This is a genomic window from Mucilaginibacter xinganensis, assembly GCF_002257585.1.
GTDB lineage: Bacteria > Bacteroidota > Bacteroidia > Sphingobacteriales > Sphingobacteriaceae > Mucilaginibacter > Mucilaginibacter xinganensis.
Genome location: NZ_CP022743.1, coordinates 4,885,730 through 4,908,787, shown reverse-complemented (window position 1 = coordinate 4,908,787; position 23,058 = coordinate 4,885,730). Strand labels below are relative to the sequence as shown.

At 40.3% G+C, this 23,058-nt stretch carries 19 protein-coding genes; 12 read left to right on the top strand and 7 right to left on the bottom strand.

Translation table 11 applies throughout. The features are described 5' to 3' along the window. Positions 1-53: 53 nt before the first annotated feature. Positions 54-434 (bottom strand): glycine cleavage system protein GcvH, encoded by a 381-nt coding sequence (gene gcvH, locus MuYL_RS21365; RefSeq protein ID WP_094572481.1) that lies wholly within the window; start codon positions 432-434, stop codon positions 54-56. Between the two features lie 155 nt (positions 435-589). Here gcvH and MuYL_RS21360 point away from each other — a divergent pair, with 155 nt between their 5' ends. Then, positions 590-1,168 (top strand): DUF4142 domain-containing protein, encoded by a 579-nt coding sequence (locus MuYL_RS21360; protein ID WP_094572480.1) that lies wholly within the window; start codon positions 590-592, stop codon positions 1,166-1,168. A gap of 19 nt (positions 1,169-1,187) precedes the next feature. Here MuYL_RS21360 and lepB read toward each other — a convergent pair whose 3' ends face one another. Continuing rightward, complete coding sequence (gene lepB, locus MuYL_RS21355) at positions 1,188-2,297, bottom strand: signal peptidase I (protein WP_094572479.1); 1,110 nt, start codon at positions 2,295-2,297, stop codon at positions 1,188-1,190. Positions 2,298-2,405: 108 nt separating this feature from the next. On the opposite strand from lepB, the gene MuYL_RS21350 reads away from it, so the two are divergent. The 6 genes from MuYL_RS21350 (at position 2,406) to MuYL_RS21325 (ending at position 9,013) form a co-directional block, all read left to right on the top strand. Further along, positions 2,406-3,332, top strand: a complete 927-nt coding sequence (locus MuYL_RS21350; protein WP_094572478.1) for a cobalamin-binding protein — start codon at positions 2,406-2,408, stop codon at positions 3,330-3,332. Positions 3,333-3,675: 343 nt separating this feature from the next. After that, complete coding sequence (locus MuYL_RS21345) at positions 3,676-4,485, top strand: hypothetical protein (RefSeq protein ID WP_094572477.1); 810 nt, start codon at positions 3,676-3,678, stop codon at positions 4,483-4,485. A gap of 18 nt (positions 4,486-4,503) precedes the next feature. Beyond that, the gene (locus tag MuYL_RS21340) at positions 4,504-5,268 is read left to right on the top strand and encodes a methyltransferase domain-containing protein (protein WP_094572476.1); all 765 of its coding nucleotides are present in this window, start codon (positions 4,504-4,506) and stop codon (positions 5,266-5,268) included. A 10-nt stretch (positions 5,269-5,278) separates the two neighbouring features. Beyond that, positions 5,279-7,432: a sensor histidine kinase gene (locus tag MuYL_RS21335; RefSeq protein WP_094572475.1), complete on the top strand. Its 2,154-nt coding sequence runs from the start codon at positions 5,279-5,281 to the stop codon at positions 7,430-7,432. Between the two features lie 79 nt (positions 7,433-7,511). Further along, positions 7,512-8,597: a hybrid sensor histidine kinase/response regulator gene (locus MuYL_RS21330; protein ID WP_094572474.1), complete on the top strand. Its 1,086-nt coding sequence runs from the start codon at positions 7,512-7,514 to the stop codon at positions 8,595-8,597. After that, complete coding sequence (locus MuYL_RS21325; RefSeq protein ID WP_094572473.1) at positions 8,594-9,013, top strand: response regulator; 420 nt, start codon at positions 8,594-8,596, stop codon at positions 9,011-9,013. Before MuYL_RS21330 ends, MuYL_RS21325 begins: the two co-directional genes overlap by 4 nt. Positions 9,014-9,021: 8 nt before the next feature. Here MuYL_RS21325 and MuYL_RS21320 read toward each other — a convergent pair whose 3' ends face one another. After that, entirely contained in the window at positions 9,022-9,486 is a 465-nt protein-coding gene (locus MuYL_RS21320; RefSeq protein WP_094572472.1) for a response regulator, read from the bottom strand. A 194-nt stretch (positions 9,487-9,680) separates the two neighbouring features. On the opposite strand from MuYL_RS21320, the gene MuYL_RS21315 reads away from it, so the two are divergent. The 4 genes from MuYL_RS21315 (at position 9,681) to MuYL_RS21305 (ending at position 12,527) form a co-directional block, all read left to right on the top strand. Then, positions 9,681-10,016 carry a hypothetical protein gene (locus tag MuYL_RS21315; RefSeq protein ID WP_094572471.1) on the top strand — a complete coding sequence of 112 codons (336 nt, stop codon included), beginning with the start codon at positions 9,681-9,683 and terminating at the stop codon, positions 10,014-10,016. 106 nt (positions 10,017-10,122) lie between these two features. Beyond that, positions 10,123-10,647: a hypothetical protein gene (locus MuYL_RS21310; RefSeq protein ID WP_157741033.1), complete on the top strand. Its 525-nt coding sequence runs from the start codon at positions 10,123-10,125 to the stop codon at positions 10,645-10,647. Between the two features lie 248 nt (positions 10,648-10,895). After that, entirely contained in the window at positions 10,896-11,069 is a 174-nt protein-coding gene (locus tag MuYL_RS23365) for a hypothetical protein (RefSeq protein ID WP_157741031.1), read from the top strand. Between the two features lie 81 nt (positions 11,070-11,150). Further along, positions 11,151-12,527 carry a tetratricopeptide repeat protein gene (locus MuYL_RS21305; protein WP_094572469.1) on the top strand — a complete coding sequence of 459 codons (1,377 nt, stop codon included), beginning with the start codon at positions 11,151-11,153 and terminating at the stop codon, positions 12,525-12,527. 18 nt (positions 12,528-12,545) lie between these two features. Here MuYL_RS21305 and MuYL_RS21300 read toward each other — a convergent pair whose 3' ends face one another. Together MuYL_RS21300 and MuYL_RS21295 are read right to left on the bottom strand one after the other, a co-directional pair. After that, entirely contained in the window at positions 12,546-15,677 is a 3,132-nt protein-coding gene (locus MuYL_RS21300; RefSeq protein WP_094572468.1) for an AsmA family protein, read from the bottom strand. Positions 15,678-15,901: 224 nt separating this feature from the next. Beyond that, positions 15,902-16,507, bottom strand: a complete 606-nt coding sequence (locus tag MuYL_RS21295) for a GIN domain-containing protein (protein WP_157741029.1) — start codon at positions 16,505-16,507, stop codon at positions 15,902-15,904. A gap of 334 nt (positions 16,508-16,841) precedes the next feature. Here MuYL_RS21295 and MuYL_RS21290 point away from each other — a divergent pair, with 334 nt between their 5' ends. Next, complete coding sequence (locus MuYL_RS21290; protein WP_245845677.1) at positions 16,842-19,409, top strand: family 20 glycosylhydrolase; 2,568 nt, start codon at positions 16,842-16,844, stop codon at positions 19,407-19,409. Between the two features lie 46 nt (positions 19,410-19,455). Here MuYL_RS21290 and MuYL_RS21285 read toward each other — a convergent pair whose 3' ends face one another. Further along, positions 19,456-21,543, bottom strand: coding sequence for a TonB-dependent receptor (locus tag MuYL_RS21285; protein ID WP_094572465.1), 2,088 nt, complete (start codon positions 21,541-21,543; stop codon positions 19,456-19,458). 100 nt (positions 21,544-21,643) lie between these two features. After that, on the bottom strand, positions 21,644-22,963 hold the full coding sequence (locus MuYL_RS21280; RefSeq protein ID WP_245845674.1) for a PQQ-dependent sugar dehydrogenase: 1,320 nt from the start codon (positions 22,961-22,963) through the stop codon (positions 21,644-21,646). Positions 22,964-23,058: the final 95 nt, after the last annotated feature.

Genomic DNA, 23,058 nt, shown 5'->3' with positions numbered 1-23,058 from the left:
AACAAATAAGGCCCACAAAATTGCGGGCCAATAATATTTAAGTGCAGCTTTCATTAAGCGCCAACAAGCGATTTATAGCTGTCGGCAGTTAGTAAAGCATCAACAGCTGAGGCGTCAGTTAAAGTTATTTTAACCATCCAGCCTTCGCCATAAGGATCAGAGTTTACCAGCTCGGGCTGTTTATCCAGTGCAGGGTTAATCTCGTTAATTGTCCCGGTAACCGGCATAAAAAGGTCCGATACGGTTTTAACCGCTTCAACGGTGCCAAAAACTTCGTCTTTAGCAACTTCTTTTCCTAATGACGAAATATCTATGTAGACTATATCACCTAATTCGCGCTGGGCAAACTCAGTAATGCCTACGTAAGCGGTATCGCCTTCAACTTTTATCCACTCGTGGTCTTTAGTGTATTTTAATCCTGCCGGAAAATCCATAGTTTTATTATTTTATGCCTCAAAAATAATAAAACTTTAAGCTAACACAATAAATAACAAGTTATAAAATTCTTTAATGGAGTGCGAACAACCGATATTGCAGTAAACTAATACCGGTATGCTTTGTTGCTAATATACCGGCGATATAAAGTTCTATGAATAAGTTAAATTGGTTTGCCATTGTTATAACTGCAGCTGTAATCATACAAGCATGCGGACGAAATGCAAATACTGACGATACATCGTTAGTGGATAGTGTTACCGTGGTTAAAAATACGCCCGGCCATCAGCGTTTTGAAGCTGAAAAGGTTGACGCTGATTTTATTGGCGAAGCCATCCGTTTTAATAGAATGGGGCTTGAGTTGGGTGAAATCGCCCGCCGGCAAGGAATCCACAAGCGTATTAAAACCTTTGGAATGGTTTTAATCGCCGATCAATCCAAATTAAATAAAAAAATTAAAGCGTTGTCTTTAATTAAAAATATCGCTGTTCCTGCTGAGCCGGAAGCAAGCGGATCGGTTATCTTAAGCCAGCTTTCAAAAAAATCAGGTGCTGACTTTGACCGGGCTTATATCTCCATCATAAATAATGAATATAAGAAAGAGATACCCATTTTTGAGGCAGCGGAAAAGAATTGCGCAGACAAGGATATAAAATCGTTTGCGATGAAAACGATGCCTATGTTAAAGGCGCACCTGGAAGCAATCAATGCCATTAGCTACAGCATGAAGTAGCAGTTAAGCGTATTGACGGTTACCTGATGGGCTTCAGGATACGGTTCCACCTTATTTTATCGAAAAATGTTCCGGTAGAATCAATACTCATCCAGGTAATCATTGCCTTGCCCACCACATGGTCCTCTGGAACATATCCCCAAAAACGGGAGTCGAGCGAGTTGTGGCGATTGTCGCCCATCATCCAGTAATAATTCATTTTAAACGTATAGCTATCGGCTTGTTTCCCATTTATAAGTACATGGTTGCTTTTAATTTCAATTTTATTGTTTTCGTAAAGTTCAATAGCCCTGCGGTATAAAACTAAGGTAGAATCATTTAAAGCAACAGACATGCCGCGTTTGGGCATCACCAGCGGACCGAAATTGTCCTGGTTCCATTTAAACTTTTCATTGTGCGGGAAAACACCAGGGTCATAATCGCCGGCTTTTTGAACCACAGGGCTTACACTTTTTATATTTGAATAGCTTTTAATGGTATTTACATAAGCTTTAGGGATAATCATTTCGAAGGTATTTGCATCTTTTTGGCCACGAAGTTCAATGTTCATGTCATTCAATACCTGCGGGTTAATGTCTGTTCCATTGGTTACCACTTCATATGATGTTTGTGCTTTTTCAGCATTCGGTGCTGCTTTACCGTTAATGAATACCTGTCCGTCTTTTATAGTAAGTAAGTCACCCGGTACAGCCTGGCAGCGCTTAATCAGGTTTGTGCGTGCATCTACCGGCCTGTCATATGATGGGTCGGCTTCTTCCGGCTTATTGAACACCACGATATCGCCCTTTTTAATTTCGGTTAAGCCGGGTAAACGGAAATAAGGAAGCTTAATGCCATCCCAATAGGTCTTGAAATTATATTTTGTGATGGTTGATTCTAAAAATGGAATTGAAACTGGGGTGAACGGCATCCGGGGCCCGTAGCTTATTTTGCTCACAAACAAATAGTCGCCGGTGAGTAGTGTGCCTTCCATGGAACCGGAAGGAATAGCATATGCAGAAAATAACAGACCACGGATAATAGTGGAGGCAATAACTGCAAATAATATGGCATCAACCCATTCGCGGGTTTTTGTTTTTTTTGATTTATTGCCGTTGGTTTTCTTTATAAATGGAAGTTTCCAGTTCATATTGCTGCGGTTTATTATTCATTTGACGATTTGATAGTTCATTTGTTACAGCGTCGTTAATTTCTTGCCCGCGCTTTATTTACAATAGCTAACTTAGCGGCTTTAATTATGAGTACGCAAAAAATAGTATCCTTACTGCCTGCTGCCACTGAAATAATTTGTGCGCTTGGCCTGGAAAAATACCTTGTGGGCAGATCGCATGAGTGCGATTATCCGGCATCTGTAAAGCATTTGCCAGTTTGTTCCGAAGCTAATTTTCCGGATAACTTAAGCAGTGCGGCTATTGATGTTAAAGTAAAAGAGATCCTTGCAGATGCTTTGTCAGTTTATACCGTTAAACGAGAGGAAATAAAGAGATTGTCGCCTGATGTGGTGATCACGCAGGCGCAGTGCGAAGTTTGTGCCGTGTCACTAACAGCGGTTGAAAAAGCGCTTGAAAATTACCTGAATAAAGCAGCACATATCATATCTCTTCAACCTGATAGTCTTGATGATATATTTAATGATATCAAAACAGTTGCAGCAGCGTTAAATGAAATTGACAGGGGCGACACGCTTGTTGAGGAATTGCAGGAAAGGGTTGAGATTATCCGCCATAAATTAAAATACAACGAAAATAAGCCTACAGTAGCGTGTATTGAGTGGCTGGAGCCTTTGATGTTATCAGGCAACTGGATGCCCGAACTTGTAAATATAGCCGGGGGTACCAATGTGTTAACCGAAGCAGGTAAGCATTCTCCTTATGTGCAATGGGATGATATCCGCCTGCAGAATCCGGAGGTTATGATCATTATGCCTTGCGGGTTTTCTATTGAGCGCACACTTAAAGAAATTGATATTCTTCTTAACCTTACCGGCTTTGATGAAATAAAGGCTGTTAAAAACAACCGTGTTTATATAGCCGACGGCAATCAATATTTTAACAGGCCCGGCCCGCGTATTGTTGATTCGATAGAAATCCTCGCCGAGATCATCAATCCAAAACAATTTATCTTTGGGTACGAAGGCGACGGCTGGATAAAATTTGCGGTTTAGATTAATTTATAACTTTAATGTTGCTTATTGTTTAAAGGTTGATCTGATACACTAAGTCAGGTTGCATTTGCCGTTTTGTCCAACGGCCTAATAAAATATTTAGCTGGTAAATAGCTTAATATTTTAACGATATTTGTCTATTGTTAATTACTGATTAGTTATAAGCCGGTTTATGCCAGCTTTGCACTTTCAGTAATAAAGCATTGATTTGATTAATTGATAGTTATTTGTTTATTTAACCCACAAGCATTAGGGTTGAGTTTGCAGCAGGCAATTGCCTGATCTGTCAGTTTAAGTTATTGATTTGTAGGGAGTGGTAGTGATTTGGAAAAAAATCCAATAGATGGAAGGTAACTTAAACAAAGGAGCGCCCCGTGTTAGGCTTAGGGCTTACAGGGCAATTGATGAGCCCGACACGTGCGAGCTATTTATTAAAGGCCATACGGCAGTTTTAACAAGTATTGGGGTAACAAAAGTTACTTCTTCAAAAAATGAATGGGCACTAAATCCGGCGGTTTTTGTCATAATTGTGGAATCGCAGGATGGCAAAACTGTATATGGCGGGGCCAGGGTACATGTTGCCGGCGGCACCGAACCATTACCTATTGAGCAAGCTACCGGCGCTATGGATTCAGGCATATTTAAAATAGTTGCTGATTTTGCAAAAAAGGGAGCGGGCGAGATCTGCGGTCTGTGGAATTCGCAGGAACTTGCCGGGTACGGTATAGGAACCCCATTGCTGATCCGGACACTCATCGCGATCTCATCACAAATTGGTTTGCAATCACTCTTCGCTCTATGTGCCCCTTACACTGTAAAGCCGGTGGTAAATTGCGGAATGGTGCTGTTAGACATCGTAGGCAATAATGGAACTTTTTATTATCCCAAGCTCGATCTGATTGCAACAGCGATGGTGTTAAAAGATGTGGGAGATTTAAGCCTGGCCAAAGAAGACGATAAATTTGCCATAATGCAAATGCGTGCTAACCCGAACAATTTAAGGATCCACGAGTTGAAAAAAAAGGAAATCACTATCGATTTTAAGTTGGATATTCCTAACCTACGGAAATGGAACCTTTTAAACGCGATAGAAACAGCACAAAAGAACTTCGTAAACACAATGGTTAGCGAAGAAAGCAGCACCTTTTTGTAAATTTACATTCATTATACCATGGCAAACAAACATTACGATATCAATTATCTGCAAAACTCAAGGCGTTTGCTGATCAACTTAAAAGAACATTCATATAGTTTTTTTAAAAGTATAAGTTCAGGAACCATTGTAGATCTTGGGTGCGGGGCCGGAAATGATGTGATTGAATTGGCGAAAATGGCCGCAGAAAATGTTAAAATAATCGGTGTTGATCATGATCCCGGAATGCTGCAGCAAGCTAAAGAAGATGCAAAGGAAATTAACAATGTTGATTTTATATTGTCAGAAGCTTATCCTTTGCCTTTTGAAGACGGAACTATATCCGGTCTTCGGACTGAACGACTGGTCCAGCATTTGAAAAATCCTGAAAAGGTATTCAGTGAGATCAGCAGGGTTTTGAAAACGGACGCCCCTTTTGTGATTATTGAAACAGACTGGAACAGTCTCGCATTTTACACTGAGCTTGCTGGAATTCAAAAGAAAGTAATTGCGTACTTAACCGATGTTAAGGTAAATAATGGCTTTGCGGCTGCTAAGCTAACCAGTTATTTAAAGCAGAATAATTTCAGAGATATCAGATTTGAAATTCACCCTTTTGTAGTTAACACTTTAAAAGAAGCAAATGAATATTTCTGGATTGAAAAGATGATTCAGGAGGCTGCACAAAAGGGTTATATCGAGGAACAGGAATACCACGCCTTATACAAAGCACTCCAGGCAGAGGATGACGAAAACTATTTCTCATGCTCCATCAACCTTGTGGTGGCTTCATGCGTCAAATAGGATCAGCTATATGTGTAAAAACTTTTTAAGGTTATTGATTGGCTGTTGCTTCCTGTTATTAAACAACAGGGCATTTGCTGATGTGATTATTAATAATGCAGAAGGGCGGGTTATGATTGGCCGGCAAATTTCGGTATTGCAAATCAATAAGGAACTTAGCCTTAAAGACGTACTATCTTCAAAAGATTTTAAAAGATGCGATAAGGATGTTCCCAATCTGGGATTTTCTGCTTTCAGCACCTGGATCAGGTTTACGGTTACTAACCAAACAAAATATCCCGATCTTCTTTTAGACCTGGCGTACCCCATATTGGACGAGGTGGAGCTTTTTACGCCCGATTCCCAAAACCAGTATCATGGCATTTTGATGGGCGAGATTAAGAATTTTGATACCCGGAAGTACAAACAGCCCGACTATATTTTTGATCTTGACATCCCTTATAGTACCACTAAAACTTATTACTTGCGCATCAAAAGTTCGGAGCAATTAATATTGCCCGTTTCGGTTAATCAGAAAAACGACCTTTGGCAATTTCTAAGCAGGGAGAACCAATTGTCAGGAATATTTTTTGGCGCCGTGCTAATCATGTTCTTGTATAACCTTTTTATCTTCTTCACGGTCAGGGATAAAAGCTATATCTACTACGTAATTTACGTGGCTTCTGTTGGCCTTACCCAATTAGGTATTAAGGGGTTTGCCTTTCAATATCTGTGGGGAAATTCACCGGCATTTGAGTTAAAAAGCGTTATTGTTTTTGCCTGTTTAGGTGCCATAGCAGCTACGCTGTTTACCAGGTCATTTCTTCTAACGCGGCAAAGGGCCCGGCGTTTTGACATTGTACTTATCATTGTTATAATTCTTCAGGCTATCGCGTTATTGATAACGCTGGCGGGTAAAGTGCAGGCTGGGTTCCAATTGATGCAGTTGTCAACCACATTGTTTGCGTTTAGTATTCTTATCGCGTCGGCTATTGTGATGCTAAAAGGCTATCGTCCGGCAAAGTATGTGTTTTTTTCATGGTCGGTTTTATTGATAGGGGCCGTCATCTTTGCGCTTAAAGATAACGGTGTTTTGCCATATAATACCTTTACAGGTTATTCCATGCAAGCAGCCTCGGTTATAGAAATGGCATTGCTGTCCTTCGGTTTGGCCGACAGGATAAATATCTTAAAAAGAGAGAAAGCGGAATCACAGGCGGAAGCCCTGGAAATAGCCCGCGAGAATGAACGAATTATACGGGAGCAAAATGTAATGCTTGAATTAAAGGTAAATGAGCGGACAGCAGAATTAAGCGAATCCAACTTTGAATTAAATAAAATCCTAACTGACTTAAAGCAAACCCAAAGCCAGTTGGTTGAGTCAGAAAAAATGGCCTCGCTGGGCCAGTTAACGGCCGGGATAGCCCATGAGATCAACAATCCTATTAATTTTGTTACTTCAAACATAAAACCTTTGAACCGGGATATCGAAATCATGTTTGAAGCCTTTAGCGTGATTGAAAATGTAAGTTTATCTGACGCCACTGCGACAGATAAACAAAAACAGATAAATGATTATAAAGAAGAACTGGATTTTGATTATTTAACTTTAGAGATCAGGCAGCTAATAAACGGAATTAACGAGGGAGCTACCCGTACTGCTGAAATTGTTAAAAGCCTGAGGATTTTTTCCCGGCTGGATGAAGACGATCTGAAAAAGGCGGATATCAATGAAGGGCTTGAATCAACAATGATCATAGCAAATAATATGCTGCATAATAAAATTAAAATAATTAAAGAATATGGTATCTTGCCAAAGATAGAGTGCTACGCAGGTAAATTAAATCAGGTATTTTTAAATATTATTGCAAATGCGGTTTATGCAGTGCATAAAAAATTCGGTGAAAATGAGGGTGGTGAAATTACTATCTCAACCAGTCATGACGACAAAAACGTCTACGTAAAGATAGCAGACAATGGGGCGGGGATGGATGCTCAAACTCAAAAAAGAGTTTTTGAGCCATTTTTTACCACTAAAGATGTTGGGGAAGGTACTGGCTTGGGTATGTCAATAGCATACAATACTATAAAAAAACATAATGGAATAATAAGTGTTGATAGTATAGAAGGTAAAAGAACCGAGTTCGTTTTACAAATTCCTATAAACTTCGCGGCGGTTGGTTAATTAATTATATTGTTCTGAAAGTTTTTACCATTTAAACTTTAAAAAAAATACTATTATCAACAAAAAATCCTAATCCTTAATGGCCGAAAAAATAAAGATATTATATGTTGATGATGAGCCAGGTAATCTGGTAGGTTTTAAAGCATCGTTCAGATTAGACTATCATATTTTAACGGCGGTAAATATTCCGCAGGCAATTAATTACCTTGAAAATAATCCTGAAATAAGAATTATTTTTTGCGACCAGCGCATGCCAGGCAAAACTGGGGTTGATTTCTTTGAGGAAATAAAGGTCACTTATCCACTACCCGTACGTATTTTACTTACCGCTTATACAGATGTAGAGTCAATTATAGAAGCAATAAACCGTGGCAATATTTTCCGGTACGTTAAAAAACCATGGACTGAAGCTGACATTATCTCGGCCATCAACGAGGCTAATAAGTTTTATATGGCCAATTCCATGTTACTGGTCAAGACTGATGAATTGCAAAAAGCCTATAATGAACTAACTAAATTTGCTTATAGCATCAGCCATGATATCAGGGGGCCACTCTCCGGAATGTTGGGCGCTATTAATTTGGCGGGCGAGATTGATCATATTGAAGAGATAAAGGAAATGTTGTTACTGATGGGGAAGTCATTAACAAAGCTGGATACTTACATTTTAAGTATGCATGATTACTATAGCCTAAAAAGAGGCGAGCTAAACATTACCGACATTGATTTTAATAAAGTTGCTGATGATTTAAAGGCAATTTATTCGGTAGTGGCAAAAGCAAATCATGTGGTTTTTAATGTAAATGTGGAGCAGCAGGATATTTTCCGGAGTGATGAAGTGCCCCTGAATATTATTTTAAATAACCTGTTGTCCAACGCGTTTAAATATCAGGATAAAAACAGTTCCGATAAAGTTGTTGAACTAAGCATTAAGGTATATAAAGGCCATGCAACAATTTGCGTAAGGGACACAGGTATAGGTATCTTAGCGAGCCATATTGGAGAAATCTTTAATCTTTTTTACCGGGCTAATTACCAGGAGGTTGGTTCGGGGTTTGGTTTATATAATGCTAAGAGCGCTATATTGAAGTTGAACGGGCATGTTGACGTTAATTCTGCTGTAAACAGAGGAACAATATTTACAATCACAATTCCATCGATATGACAGAGAGAGCCCTTTCATTTATTGTAATTGACGATAGCGAGCTGGATTGTTTTGTTATAAAAAAAATAATCCAGCACAATTACATAAAATCAAGTGTCCAAACCTTTCAAAGCGCAGAACTCGCACTTCAGCGTATACAAATAACAGATTCAGTTGATACCAGGCCGACTATAATATTGCTCGATCTGCAAATGCCTTTGATGAACGGCTATCAATTTATCGAAGCTTTTGAAAATCTCCCTGAGGAGGTCCGCAATAATTATGTGATAATTATATTGTCAATACTGCCATCTATGAAAACCATAAGGGATATCTCTGGGGAGTTTAAAAAAGAAACGGTAAACAGCATTATAGAAAAGCCGCTTACTATTGAAAAACTGGTTTTACTACTGGGACGGATAGGATTATCAATTTAATGAAGCATTTAGGAAAGTAATTTTTGCCTGAGCAAAAATTCAAGCTGTTCATTTGATACTTCCAGTTTTTGGTTGGTTACTTTTAACTCTGCTCTTTCCAGGTACTTTGCATAAGCCGATTGTATGGTTAAATCCAATTCTTCTTCATTCCATGGTTTAGCCAGGTAATGAAAAATTTTCCCCTTATTAACAGCGTCCACTACCGCTTCCATATCAGCATAACCAGTTAAAAGAATCCTCATCGGATCAGGGTATTTTTCTAAAACCTTCTCCAGGAAGGCGACGCCGGTCATTCCCGGCATGCGCTGGTCGGTGATAATGATATGTACCTTTATAGTGTCCAATATTTCCAGGGCAGCATCGCCGCTAACCGCGGTAAGTACGTTGTATTTTATCCGGAAGGTAGCTTTAAGAGAAAACAGGTTATTGTCTTCGTCATCTACATACAATACGGTTATTTTATCATTAGCCATATAAATTCAACTTCTATCGATTCTATATACTAAGATAGGCAAAATAAGTGCATTCAGCTTAATTGCCTGGCAATTTGACTTGCCGGTAACTTATAAGAAGTTGGATATATAAGCTAATAATAAGTTAAAAAATATATTATTATTTAAAAATATATTTTTTAACTTAGATATGCCCTATTTGCATTAATCTCATTATGAAAATTAAATTTGTAATAACAGGTGCTTTTGTATTGGGCATTGTAGTTGTAAAGGCTCAACAGCATCGCGCGCCTCAATCCCCACCACCGACGCCACCGCCACCTCCCGCAACGATGCCTATGCCTAAAATGCAGATGGATGTTCCTGTTAATGTTGCAGATACCGTTGCGGTGCTCAAAGAAGCTAACGACTATTTATTGAAAATAGCACATATATTAAATGACCGCGACTTTACCCTTTATCGTAAAAAGGAAGCGAAACTCGTGCCGTCGGGTAATCCTTTTGGATTGTTAAAAGTCAGAAAAAAATATTATAAAATATTTTTAAAATAAATATAAGTAGCTTATGATGACTGGGGCGAAATTAATTTTAATATTTTTTGTTTGCTTTTTTAACGCTGTCATTTCAAGCGCTAACCCTGCACAGTCAAACAATAAAATGCAGCCAAATGCCGCACTTTCATTGATGGATCGGGATTCCGAAGATTACGATCATGCCTCATCGGCTTCAGTTAATTATACAGATGAAGTTTACAATAAGAAAATCCGGGAGATAAATTTGAAGCAAGCTGAGTTTATAAATAAACACTGGCGAAAGGTGTTTAATTTACAATACATTATGTCAATGATTATATTTATTGTAGTAATATTTATTGTGCTTACCGGTTTGTTTTTATCCTATAAACAGTTCGAATTTACCCACGAGATGCTGCGAAAACATCATGATGCCAAAAGGGCAATCGTCTCGCAGGGATCCGATGCTATCTCAACAATTACAAATACTTCTGCCGACGAAAAAACTGAAACGGATATATCTTTGTCAGGTAGCAATACGTTCGAAATCAGCAAAGACGGGATAAAAATCAATTCAGCGGTTATTGGTCTTATCATCCTGGCCATGGCTATCGCATTTTTCTTCCTTTACCTAGAATTTGTGTACCCTATTCACCAGGTTCAAATATGATGGATATTTATATTTGTCGGTTGTGTTAATGTATTAATATTTTTTTGCTACCGGGCTTTTAAATAACCATGTTATTTAAAAGAAGATCATTGTTATAGTTATTAAATTAGCTTAGCTACTACCTTGAGGGATAAAACGTTATGACTGTATTTCTGTTTATTAAATAAATACAAAATATTGTTTCTTAATATGAATATTCTTATTTTTATAGAATACTAATATTGGTAAATTATTAAATTCTTAAGATCATGGCAGAGCTTGGTGATGATACCCGGAGTAGTTTTATTGATAAAAATACACCTATAGGATTTAAAGACAAAAGTACGCCCATAGGGTTGGACAATGCCCCTGAAATTGATGCCACGGCAGAAAATGAGGCAGCTGCGCCTGATGAGGAGAAACCGGAAGCGCAAGCTGAATAAGCAGGTAAAGCTGCTTTGTGCTAATTTGCCCGTCTTTTTCATCCCTTAACTGTTTAACTCATCCACTTATTTAACCGGAAAATGGGTTTTATTCTTTTTCTATGCTTTCTTTTTAATTTTTTATGCGGGCGGGTAAATGTTATTAATTCGGTAAAATTTTATGCTGAATCTCCCGGTGGCGACACGCTGAAAGTAAGGCTACTTGTAAAGCGGAGCCTTCTTGTACAATCAGTGCGGCCCGACAGTGCTTTGATTTATGCCCAACAGGGACTTGATATTTCAAGAACCATTAATTACAGTAAGGGCGAAGGCGATTGCCTGAACAGGCTGGGCGTTGTGTTGATGCAGCATGGAAAATATGATAAGGCGCTTTCGGTTTTTCTTGCCTCTTTGAAAATAAGGGAGGAGATTAAAGACCTGTCCGGCGAGTTGGCAAGCCTGAATAATATAGGCATTATCTACTCAGATCAAAACGACAATAACAAAGCCTTAAAGTATCATTTCAAGGCCAAAACAATTGCTGAGTCAATTCATGACCGGAAGAGTTTAAGCGCTATTCTTTCAAATATCGGCAATTGCTACATTAAACTTAACAAGATAGATTCTGCGTTGAATTTTGAAATGCAAGCCTATACTATTCAACAGGCAATGAACGATCAAACAACATTGCAGAATACGTTGTCAATTTTAGGGGATATCAATTATAAAATGGGGCATAAAGATCTGGCGCTTGATTATTATAGATTGAGCGTACAATATGCCATTAAAAACAACGATAAAAGCGGATTGGCCGATACCTATAACAGCATCGCCCGGTTGTACAAAAAGGCGGAACAGGCTGATTCAAGCATTGTTTATGCCGACTACGCGCTTGATGCCGCAAATAAGAGCCAATATGCAGAAGGTATTTTTAATGCCAGCGACCTGCTGGCGCATACTTATTCCGGTAAAAATGAACACCTGGAGTTAAGGTATCTTAAAATCGCGAACGCTGCCAAAGACAGCATGTTTAATGCTGAGAGAATAAAACAGATCCAGACCTTAAGTTTTAACGAAACTACCAGGCAGGAGGAAATTAGAGAAGAAGAAAAACGCGAATCTGAAAAACGGATCTTTAACCTGCAATTGATAGCCATTGCCGTCTTTATCCCGTTCTTCTTTTTAATATTATTAGTGTTAAGCAAAAGCCACACGCACCCAAAGGTGATAGAATTTATGGGTGTAACTTCGCTTTTGCTGGTTTTTGAATTTATTACGTTGCTGATCCATCCGCTTGTACAGCAGATCAGCAACCATTTGCCGGTACTTGAGTTAGTAATACTGGTAATTTTAGCAGCAATATTGGTGCCCATGCATCACCGGCTAACCCATTGGTTAAAGCAAAAACTTGTTAATGTGAAACATCATCAACCTCAAACAAGCGGAAAAAGTAAGCCTGCGGCTAATCCAGGAAAATAGTCGTGTGGTTCCCGGCCGTTATTCTCCGTTATCCTCTGTCTCCTTAATCTCGTCGTCTTTTTTTGCCTTTCCTAAACGGATCTTTGGGTTCGCCTGTGTTCCGGTAATGGTCATCGGAATCCCAAAAATACCAAAAGGGGGCAACCCCAGCCTGAATTGAAGGTTCAATACATTATCGAAACTAACCTGTCCCGAAAATTTAAGCCTGAACCCGGCCATACGCATCCTGGTTTGTTTAATGTTGATGATATTATTGGCTATAGTAGTTTCAATATTTACTTTTGAAACATCACCGCTGTCAATTTTATGATCTGTTTTATTGCTTACGCTATTAAAAAGCTTAAACCCGTGTACCGATACTTTTTTAACAGATAGTACACCTCTGCCTTTTAACGATGGATATACTGGTTGCATATTAGCGTTTAGCCTTCCTTTTAACTGGTAATCAAGTGCTACCTGCCCTGAAGCGCTTTTTGCAGAAGAGGCCATGTCATGAAATAGCCTGATCTCATTATAAGCTCGTTTTATATCAAACTCTTTAGCGCTGATATGGTAATCAAACAACGCCTTTTTTGTGCTTAGGCTGCTATAGGTGGCATCCATTGTTACAGGGGCATCAATTATGGTAAAGCCGGTTTGTTTTAAAACAATGTTACCATTGCTAATGGTCATTTGCCCTTTGGCGTCTTTCAGGTCCATCCCATTGTACCTCACTTTTTTTACATCGGCTGTAAGATTTAAATCCAATGTTTTAGGGACCATAACAACCCCTGATACAGCTGATCCGCGGTGCCCGCTTTGCGTTGGTGAGGTATTCGCAAAAGCCATAAAATCATCAACGATAAAAATAGGGCTTTCAAAGTTTAAGTCGCCTTTAAGCGTTGCGCCCGGCTTGGTCGCATACTCAATAACGTTTGAAAGCGCGCCGTTTAAGGTTATAATTGATTGACCATAAGTAGCTTTAAAAGCGTCGAACATCATTTTATCCTCTTTAAAGCTAAATTTACCGTTGTTAATCAAAAATGGTTTAGGGAAAAGGTCAGAAGTGAGCGTCACGTCTCTAACATCCATCGTACCTGAATTATGAAGCTTTGCATAATTGCCGGCAGTGGCATCGCTTTGCCTGCCTCTTAACGATAACCTGGTTTTTATTTGCCCCTTCACATTATAACCCTTAATGGCAAATACCTGGTAAATTTTGCCTATATCAAGTGTGCCCGACGAGGCGATTTTATAATCGATGTTGTCAAAGTTTTTCAGATCGGCCTTAAATGTGAAAGGCTTGCCTTCAAACACAAATGATACAGGCTTTATATTAACCTTAAGCCCCGCCAGTGTTCCGGTGCTATTGGTGATACTTGTATTTACCTGTATGTTTTGAATGGGGTGAGGGTAGTATTTAGTTTGGATTGAGCCGTTTTGCAGCACAACATTCACTTTAGTAACCGGGAAAATCTTCCTGGCTGGTAAATAATGCCCTTTGGTCTGCAGATCAGCATTAAGATTTCCGGCGAGTGCAATCCCGAGACTGTCAACAGGGTAAACTTTTTTGAGGTCGGCAAGGTTAAATTTAGCCTGCAATTGTGCATTAACCGGGAAGCCCGGCCCTGCGGTCATTTTAAAACTTCCCTTTATAAAGTTGTTCAAAACGTTTGCATTAAGGTTGTCAATATCAAAGCTGCTGTGCTGGTAGTTATTATCCGGGCACGCGGCGTTCACATTAAAGCTAATATTCTTCACTGCTTCCGGCAGCTTTGCATATTTGATGTATCCGTTACTGAATGCGGATTTTAGGTTGAATTTCGGTATGCTGGTAATAACGGTATCAACCCTTGGGTGAATGCCTCTGGTCCGCCTGATACTTGTGGCATATTTTCCCTGCGCCAGTAAGTGCAGTGCATATTGGCCCTTTAAAGTGACGGCCTTTATCCCAAATGCCATGTTCCATTTTTCAAGGTCAAGTTCGCTGTTTATTTTGGCATAAATGTCAGGCGTTTTAGCACCTTTAATTTTTAATATAGCATTTAAATAATCCTTGCCCATGTTAAAATGCAGCGAGTCTAAATTAACTTTTAAACTATCAGGATCGAGGCCGGGTAATTGTGTTTCAAAATCCATGTACAGGTTACTAACCGGTGACGGGGATTTTTGATTGTTTATATACCCGTTACGAATCTTTACTTTTAAGCTAAGGCTGGGTAGCGTGCTATCGGCCGCATTATATAAGCCCGCCAGTTTAAGCTTGATGTTCCCGGTACCTTTAACATCTGTTTTATCCAGCCATTTTAAATATTCGGGAGGTAAGGCCGTTATAATATCATGCAAATCGCTGTCATCTGAGTTTACGTTAAAATCCATACTGTATCCATTTTTCAAAAACGCAAACTTCCCTATAAAATTCACGGGCAGTTTGTTAAGCAGCAGGTCGTTCTTTTGAAAAACGAAGGCGAGTGATTTGGTATTTATCTTTGTGATGAGATCGGCATTCAGCTTTTTATTAAGTACGTAAGGCACATCAAAATAATAAAAATCTACCGATTGCATTTCGGTGTGGGTATAAAGGTCAAATACATCTTTACTCAAATCACCTTTCCCGGTATAATTAACACCGCGGGCAACAAATTTCATGGGTAACGAGCGGTCGTTATAAACAAGGCGGCTATTTTCAATCAGGATCTGGTTAATACCTAAGGACGCACTTCCGGTATCGACAGGAGCTTTGGCCTCATTTTTTGATTTATAAACGTTATAATTTACCCGCCCTAAACTGTCCGATTGGATATTAATGAAGGCATTACTAAGGAAAATTTTGTTTATGGTAAGTTTTTTTTGAAATAGCGTGCTCAGGTCAATTCCAAACGAAACTTCTTTGGCTGCAACCAGCGTGTCTTTTTGAAACGGGGCGCTGCCCTTAAGATCAAGGTCATACAGTGTAAGGGTAAGATTGGGGAAATGCTTAAAGAACGATAGTCCTGTTTTTGAAAACTCCAGTTGCCCGTTAATACTGCCATTGGCCCATTGCTTTATTTTATTGCTAACCGTTTGCGGAAATAAGTAGGGCAGCGCAAATAAAAGGATGATTAAACTCCCGATGGCAATACCGGCTATTTTGAATGATTTGAATGAGTTTTTTTTAATGGATTGGCTCATAAATATGTGTTTCCGGCAAAATCAGGTAATGCAAAATCTTGATCGCTCAATTTAGCATAGCTAAAATAGGGAAACTAATAGTAAGAGGAATATCTGTTATCGTATTTTAACGTATAGTTAAAGTAAAAAAACAATCTCTTTTTATTTTTTAAGTATCCTGAAACGTCAATAAAAAACTCCCGGTGAAACAAATGTTCAGCGGGGGTTTTTTCAAGGATGCCAATTCAAATGACGGCGAGTTCAGCCAAGCTATTATCATCCATGTTGAAATTTTCTGTTTTAGTAAGATGCTGGATGTTTAATTGACTGATGTTTAAAAAAGCAGATTGATCATATTTTAGTTTGCCTTCAGTAATGTTACCCTTAAGGTCGGCTTTGGTCTGGTCATTTAAAGATATGCTCGCTGCAAATGTGTCCATGTCCAGTTGCGCTGCCGCGTTGTTGTACAATTTTACATCCAGGTCAATGGATGAAATTTTTCCAAATGATTTTACCAGCACGTTGTCATAAATACTTAGTTTTTGAAGCTGGCTAACAGTTACCCAAACTCTAAGCCTTTGCGTGCTGTATGATGAAATTCGGAGTAAGCCATTTTGATCCTGTACCAATGCGTTGTCCGAGTAGTATTTATTGTAAACTTTTACCTGGTCAGCCGCACCGTCTGATAAGTAAAGTTCCACATTGCCATGTATTTCAATTTCACTGATGTTGCTTACGTTTGTTATGGTAGTTGTTTCTTCAAGGTTACTGCCGCTTGCCGCGTAAGATGATTGACTGATGCCTAATATAGTTGCGAAAAGGATTGCGATGGTTAAAATTGATGTTTTCATTTTCTTGTTTTTTAGTGGTTGATTTTGTGTGTTTGTTGTTTTCAATATTCAAAGCAACAAGTATTTAGCCGTCTGAAAAAACTAAATAGACCACCGCTTATACAAAATAGACCGATGCCAAAAATCAATCGTTTAGCAGTGTTTTACCAATTTATAGATGGTTTAACCGTATTAATCGTGCACAAAAAGGCTTTAATCGGTATTCACAAGCCGCCCGTCGGTTATGGAGTCTTTTACGCGTCATAAATACACTTTTTAAAATATTTTAAAAAGTTATTGAATTTTTATAAATAGTTTATATTTACTACCTCATTCACAACCTAATAATTATTTTATGCGATACTTCTGTGTTTTATTAATAATGGCGCTTTGCTTAAACCACGCTGCCCGGGCTGCTAACGAACCAAAGTTTAACGCACACGATTTGAGTATTACGTGGGAAGCACTGCAAAATGATTACCAGAATAAGCCGCAATCGCTAAATGCCATTACAATTACCAATAATGGCAAAAATGTTTTACCCGTAAGTGGCTGGAAAATGTATTTTAACTCAGCACGGCTTATTACAGAGCAAACGGTTACAGGAAATGCAATGATCAAATTTGTAAACGGCGACCTTTTCAGCCTTACGCCAACGGCAACTTTTACCGAAATTAGGCCCGGGCAATCCGTTCGCATCGAATTTATTGCCGAAGACCCTGTAATAACCGTTACCGACGGCCCAGAAGGGTTTTATATAGTTTGGGACAACCAGCCTGATAAAGGTTACAACACGGGTGCGTTCACCATTAAGCCCTTTAAACCAAATTATAAAGGGTTGATAACCCCGGCAATAATTTACGATCAGAATAAGAATATAACAAATATGCCGGAACAGCAATTGACTAAGATTTTCCCAACCCCGGTGAGTTATGAGGAAACGGGCGGGAGTTTTACAATAGATAAAAGTATTTTGGTAGGTTCCGGTGTGATTGACGATGGGGTATTTAACAAAGAAATAAGCCTTTTAAAGTCATCTATCCAATCTGTCATCAGTGATAAATTAGTGGTCCCTGAAAGTTCAAAATCTAAAAATTTAAAAGCAGCACAAATAAATTTTGTTAAGGGTTACGGCGCGGAAGGGTATTCATTAAAAGTTACCAACTATGGAATTTTTATTAGTACCTCAACCCCGGCAGGGGCTTTCTACGGCATCCAATCGCTGAAAATACTTATTCCCCCCGCCGCTTTTGCTCATCCTCAAAAAGAAATTCAAATTCCATGTGTTGAAGTGAAAGATGAGCCCCGTTTCGGTTACCGCGCCTTCATGCTTGATGTTGGCCGTAACTTTCAGCCTAAAAAGGAGATCTTCAGAGTGCTTGATGTGCTGGCGCTTTATAAAATAAACGTTTTTCACTTCCATTTAACGGAAGATGAAGGGTGGAGGCTGGAAATTCCGTCGCTGCCCGAACTTACGGCAGTGGGCGCCAAACGCGGACATACGCTTGATAGCAAACACTTTTTACCAGCCTCGCACGGTTCGGGGGGCGAGCTTGATAATAAAACAGGTACCGGCTTTTACACGCGGGCAGATTATATAGAGATTCTTAAATATGCAGATAAATTGCATATCTTGGTGATCCCGGAAATCGAAGCCCCCGGCCATGCGCGTGCTGCCATTAAATCAATGAATGCCCGCTACGATAGGTTGATTGCTGAAGGTAAAAAAGCTAAAGCAGAAAAATACCTGCTTTACGCTCCGAACGACAAATCAGAATACAGCACCGCTCAATATTGGACAGATAATGTAATTGATGTATCGCTGCCATCCGCCTATAATTTTGTGGAAACCGTAATTGGTGATATTGTAAGTATGTACAAAGAAGCCGGGGTGCCGTTAAAAACCATCAACTTTGGCGGTGATGAAGTGCCCGCCCATGTTTGGGAAAAATCGCCGGCTTACCTCGCGATAAAAGCCACGCATCCCGAAATTAAAAATACCGGCGATCTATGGTATTACTTTTACGGCAGGGTAAATCAATTGGTAAAGGCAAAAGGGCTTTACCTTTCAGGATGGGAAGAAATGGCATTGCGCAAAACTGTTTTGGATGGTAACCCTGTGTATGTACCTAATCCCGATTTTATGCCTGAACACCTGCAGGCCGAGGTTTGGAACAATACACTTGGCGGCGGTAACGAAGACCTGGCCTATAAGCTGGCGAACGCCGGGTATAAAACAGTGCTTACCTGTGTAACTAATATGTATTTTGATATGGCCCATTATAAATCATTTGACGAGCCGGGTTATTATTGGGGCGCTTTCTCTGACATTGATAAACCTTTCTCCTTTATTCCTTTTGACTATTTTAAAAACTCAAAGGTTGACCGGGATGGACTGCCGCTGAACAGGAACATATTTATAGGCAAACAACGACTGACCGACTATGGGAAAAGCAATATTTTAGGCCTGCAAAGTGCAGTTTGGGGCGAAAATATAAAAAGCACTGAACGCCTTGAATACATGCTGTTGCCAAGAGTATTTGGATTTGCGGAACGGGCATGGAGCAGTGACCCTGCCTGGGCCACCGAAAAGAGCGAAATGAAAAGCGATTCGCTTTATGAAAAAGATTGGGTAACGTTTTTAAACGTGTTAGGCAAACGCGAGTTGCCACGTTTAAGCTATTACAACGGCGGCTATAATTATAGAATCCCAAAACCAGGGGTTACGCTGCAGGACGGCAAGTATAAAGCCAATATTCAATTCCCGGGCTTAATTATTCGTTACACCACCAACGGTAAAGACCCGGATACAAAGAGCAACCTATATAACGATGCTGTTACAATAGATAAAAGCACCGTAAAATTCAGAGCGTTTGATACTAAAGGACGAGGTAGCAGCGTTTCAGAACCTGTTACTCCCTAACAAACCGTAACAAGGGCATTTGAGGTTGCTTTTGTTGCTAATTAAATTAAAACCCTGCGTTAAAGCCAATGAAATAATTGCGCAGCGGCGCAGGGTTATAATATCTGTTGCCCACGGCGTTCAGATCATTTCCCAGGCTATATTTTTCATTGAGCAGGTTGCCGGCGCCGGCATATAAATCAAATTTAGTTTTAGTGTTAACAATAAATTGCCATCCTGCTCTTGCCTGTAAAAGGTTATAGTGCGATGCAAAAACCGTATTGGCGTCAGTAAGCGGAATGCGGCCGGTATAGTTGTGTTCTGCAAATAAGTAAAGGCGTTGCGGAAATTTAATCTGTAAACTTGAAACGATCACCTGCCCCGGAACTCCGGTTAATTTATTGCCTGAATAATTTGCTGTGGCATCATGGTAATTGCCGCTAAAAGTAAATTTGTTCAGCGTTAACGATTCATTAAACTGCAGGCCCCTGATGAAGCCGGATCCATCTTGCCGGATGATCCAATCTGAAAAATACAATTCAATCCCCGGCTGGTGGGTTCCGCCTGCATTAATGTAATATTCCGTTTCGCCAGCGGTTAAACGCCGTACAATAGCGTTTTGCAAAATGTAATAGAATACCGAAGCATCTAAAAACATACTTTGGTCAGCATTGCGTAAGCGAAACCCTGTTTCATAGTTCCACCCGGATTGTGCCTGTAAATTAGTGTTGATGATATTATTCGTGGGCCTGATCTCGGCGGTTGTCGGGGTTGAATACCCGCGGCTTACAGAGGCCCGCCAAATAAAGTTATCCGTTACATCATATGAGATAGCTATCCTTGGCATCAGCTGAGGGGTGAAGTGCCGGTTGGTAAATCCCCCTTCTACATATGGATAAACGTTCCTGAAGTTATAATCATAAAAATTAAGGCTCAGTGCCGCTTCAGCATGCCAGCGCTTATAAAAGTCAAAGGCATATCGCGTAAAAAAGAAATGTTGGTTGGTGTTGATCTTGTCGAGCGTTTGGGCAGTATCCCTTATGCCTTTACGGTTACCATAGTTATTGATGTCCGCATTGGTCTGCTGCCATTCCACGCCCAAATTTAGCTTCCAGCCGTAATTGATATGTTTTTCGCTGCTGAACTCAAAATAAGTTCGCAGGCCGTAGGTGCCTTCATAACGTTGTTCGTAATTAGTGATAAACGGATTTGAAAAGTCAACATAAGTACCAAAAACAGAAAGCACATTTCTGAGCCTGTTGCTTAGGTGCAGCTCATTCACTACACCGCCCAGCAGCGTTTTAGTGCCAATACCAATTTTTTGATCAATAGCGCCAGGAGTAAATTTCGTAGGCAGTCTTGCAGATTGCGGATTAGTTTGGTACTGTGCCAATGTTAGTCCGCCGGGTGTTTGATAGTTCAAATCAGAATAAAAAGCCAGTGCGCGCAATTCGTCCTTGCCGGCATACGTCCAGCGATTTACTGCCTGGATAAAATGGCGCTGCATATAGCTGTGTTGCCGGTAACCGCCATAGCTTTCATATCCCTGGTTTAAATTTAAACGATAATTGCCCGACTGGTTTTGTAAAGCTGCGTTTTCATGCACCAGGCCATACGAGCCGCCGTTTAGCCCCAGTGATACAAAATTACTATCGGAACGCCGGTTCACCGGGCTTAATAAAACCACCCCGCCTGAATTAGCGCCAAACAAACTGCCATCAGGACCTTTCAAGATCTCGATATGATTAATGGCGTTGATGTCAATGGCATTCAGATAAGTGTTCCCGCCTGCATCTGTAAGCGGTATTTCGTCATAGTAAACCTTAACGTCCCGGATCCCAAAGGGCGAACGCAACAGGCTTCCCCTGATTGATAGCCTGTAGCTTCCCGGCGACCTTTCCTCCGCCCTTACGCCGGGCACACTGTTGAGCGCCGAAACAAATGAATTATCAGGCTGTACGCTTAATTGCGCCTTGCTGATGGTGCTTACCGACGCTGGAACGCTCAGCAATGGCTGGTCAGATAAGTAACCCCTTACAATAACAGGTTCCAGTTGTTTAATTGTATCGTTTTTATGCTTTAAAGGATCGTTTTGGGCATGAGCACCTAATGCAGCGGCAAGCGTAAAAAATAAGCTAAGGCAGTGTTTAATCATTGAAGTAATTGGGCCTCAAAAATAGCTTATTTAAATGTAAAAGTAATGATGCTTTGTATCACTCCATGTGTATGATCAACAGGAGAGCGGCCGGTATTTTCTATAGCGCCGATACCCGCCAAATCCTGTTGCTGGTGTCATCGGCCACCAATATTGTCCCATCCGGCAAAACGGCAACCCCTACCGGGCGGCCATATACTTTGCCTTTGGCCTCATCAGCAACAAAGCCGGTTAAAAAATCTTCAAGTGCACCATTAGGTTTGCCATTGATGAATGGCGCGAACACCACCTTATAACCAACCAGTTTTGAACTGTTCCATGACCCGTGCTGCCCAATAAATGCGCCGCCATGGTACTTTGCAGGAAATTTATTGCCCGTATAAAAGGCTAATCCCAGTGAAGCGGTATGCGAACCCAGAGCCAGATCCGGTGTAATTGATTTTCTTACCAGGTCAGGTCGTTCACCTATATGATCAGGGTCTTCATGTTTTCCAAAGTAGGCAAACGGCCAGCCGTAAAAGCCATTTTCTTTTACGCTTGTTAAGTAATCGGGTACCAGGTTATCGCCCAAATCGTCGCGCTCATTAACAGCGGTAAACAACACATTGGTGGCTGGTTCAAAATCAAGACCCGCCGGATTTCGCAGGCCGGCGGCATATATCTGCTCATGTTTACCATCAGGGTCTATTTCCAGGATATCAGCTCTGCGGGCTTCCACCTCCATACCATGCTCGGCATCGTTGGTTCCTGATCCTACCGAAATATAGATCTTGCTTCCGTCTTTATTGGCTCTTAAATTTCGCGTCCAATGGTTATTGTAACCGCCTGCAGGCAGGTTAAGTATTTTTTGTCCCCGGCCGGTTATCCCGGTTTGGCCGGCTTTGTAGGGATAACGCCATAAAGCGTCAGTATTGGCTACATAAAACCAGCCATTTAAAATAAGCATTCCATAAGGCTTATTCAATCCGCTTAAAAAGATCTTTTTTATATCAGCTATACCATCGCCGTTGGTGTCTCTTAGCAAGGTAACCCGGTTTGCGCTCTTGTTGTAATTTTGTGAAGCGCTTGCACCAATAATGTTTGCGCCAACTCTTTTTATTCCGCTGATTTCGGTATTGGCTTCTGATACCAAAATGTCACCATTGGGTGTTACATAAATATTTCGGGGGTTATCTAATCCATCAGCATATAAATTCACTTTAAACCCTGCGGGAGCAATGGGCAGTTTGCCTTTTGGCCACCCAATCACTTCACAAAAATTTCGTGTTGATTTCGTTTGGTAGGGAGCCGCTAATTTAACCGGTTGCCCGGACGGCGTAGTGACAGCATCAGCTTTAGCCGGATCAGGTCTTTTTAAGGAACAACCGGTAATAATTACCCCGGTTGTAATAGTGAATAATGCGTTGCGGTACCTCATCATGTAGCTGAATAGCTTAAATTTAAACCCGGAAGCTATTTTTTTGTTTTTGGAAGGGAAAAATACTGCTTTCTGTATCAACTTTGCTAATAATCAGC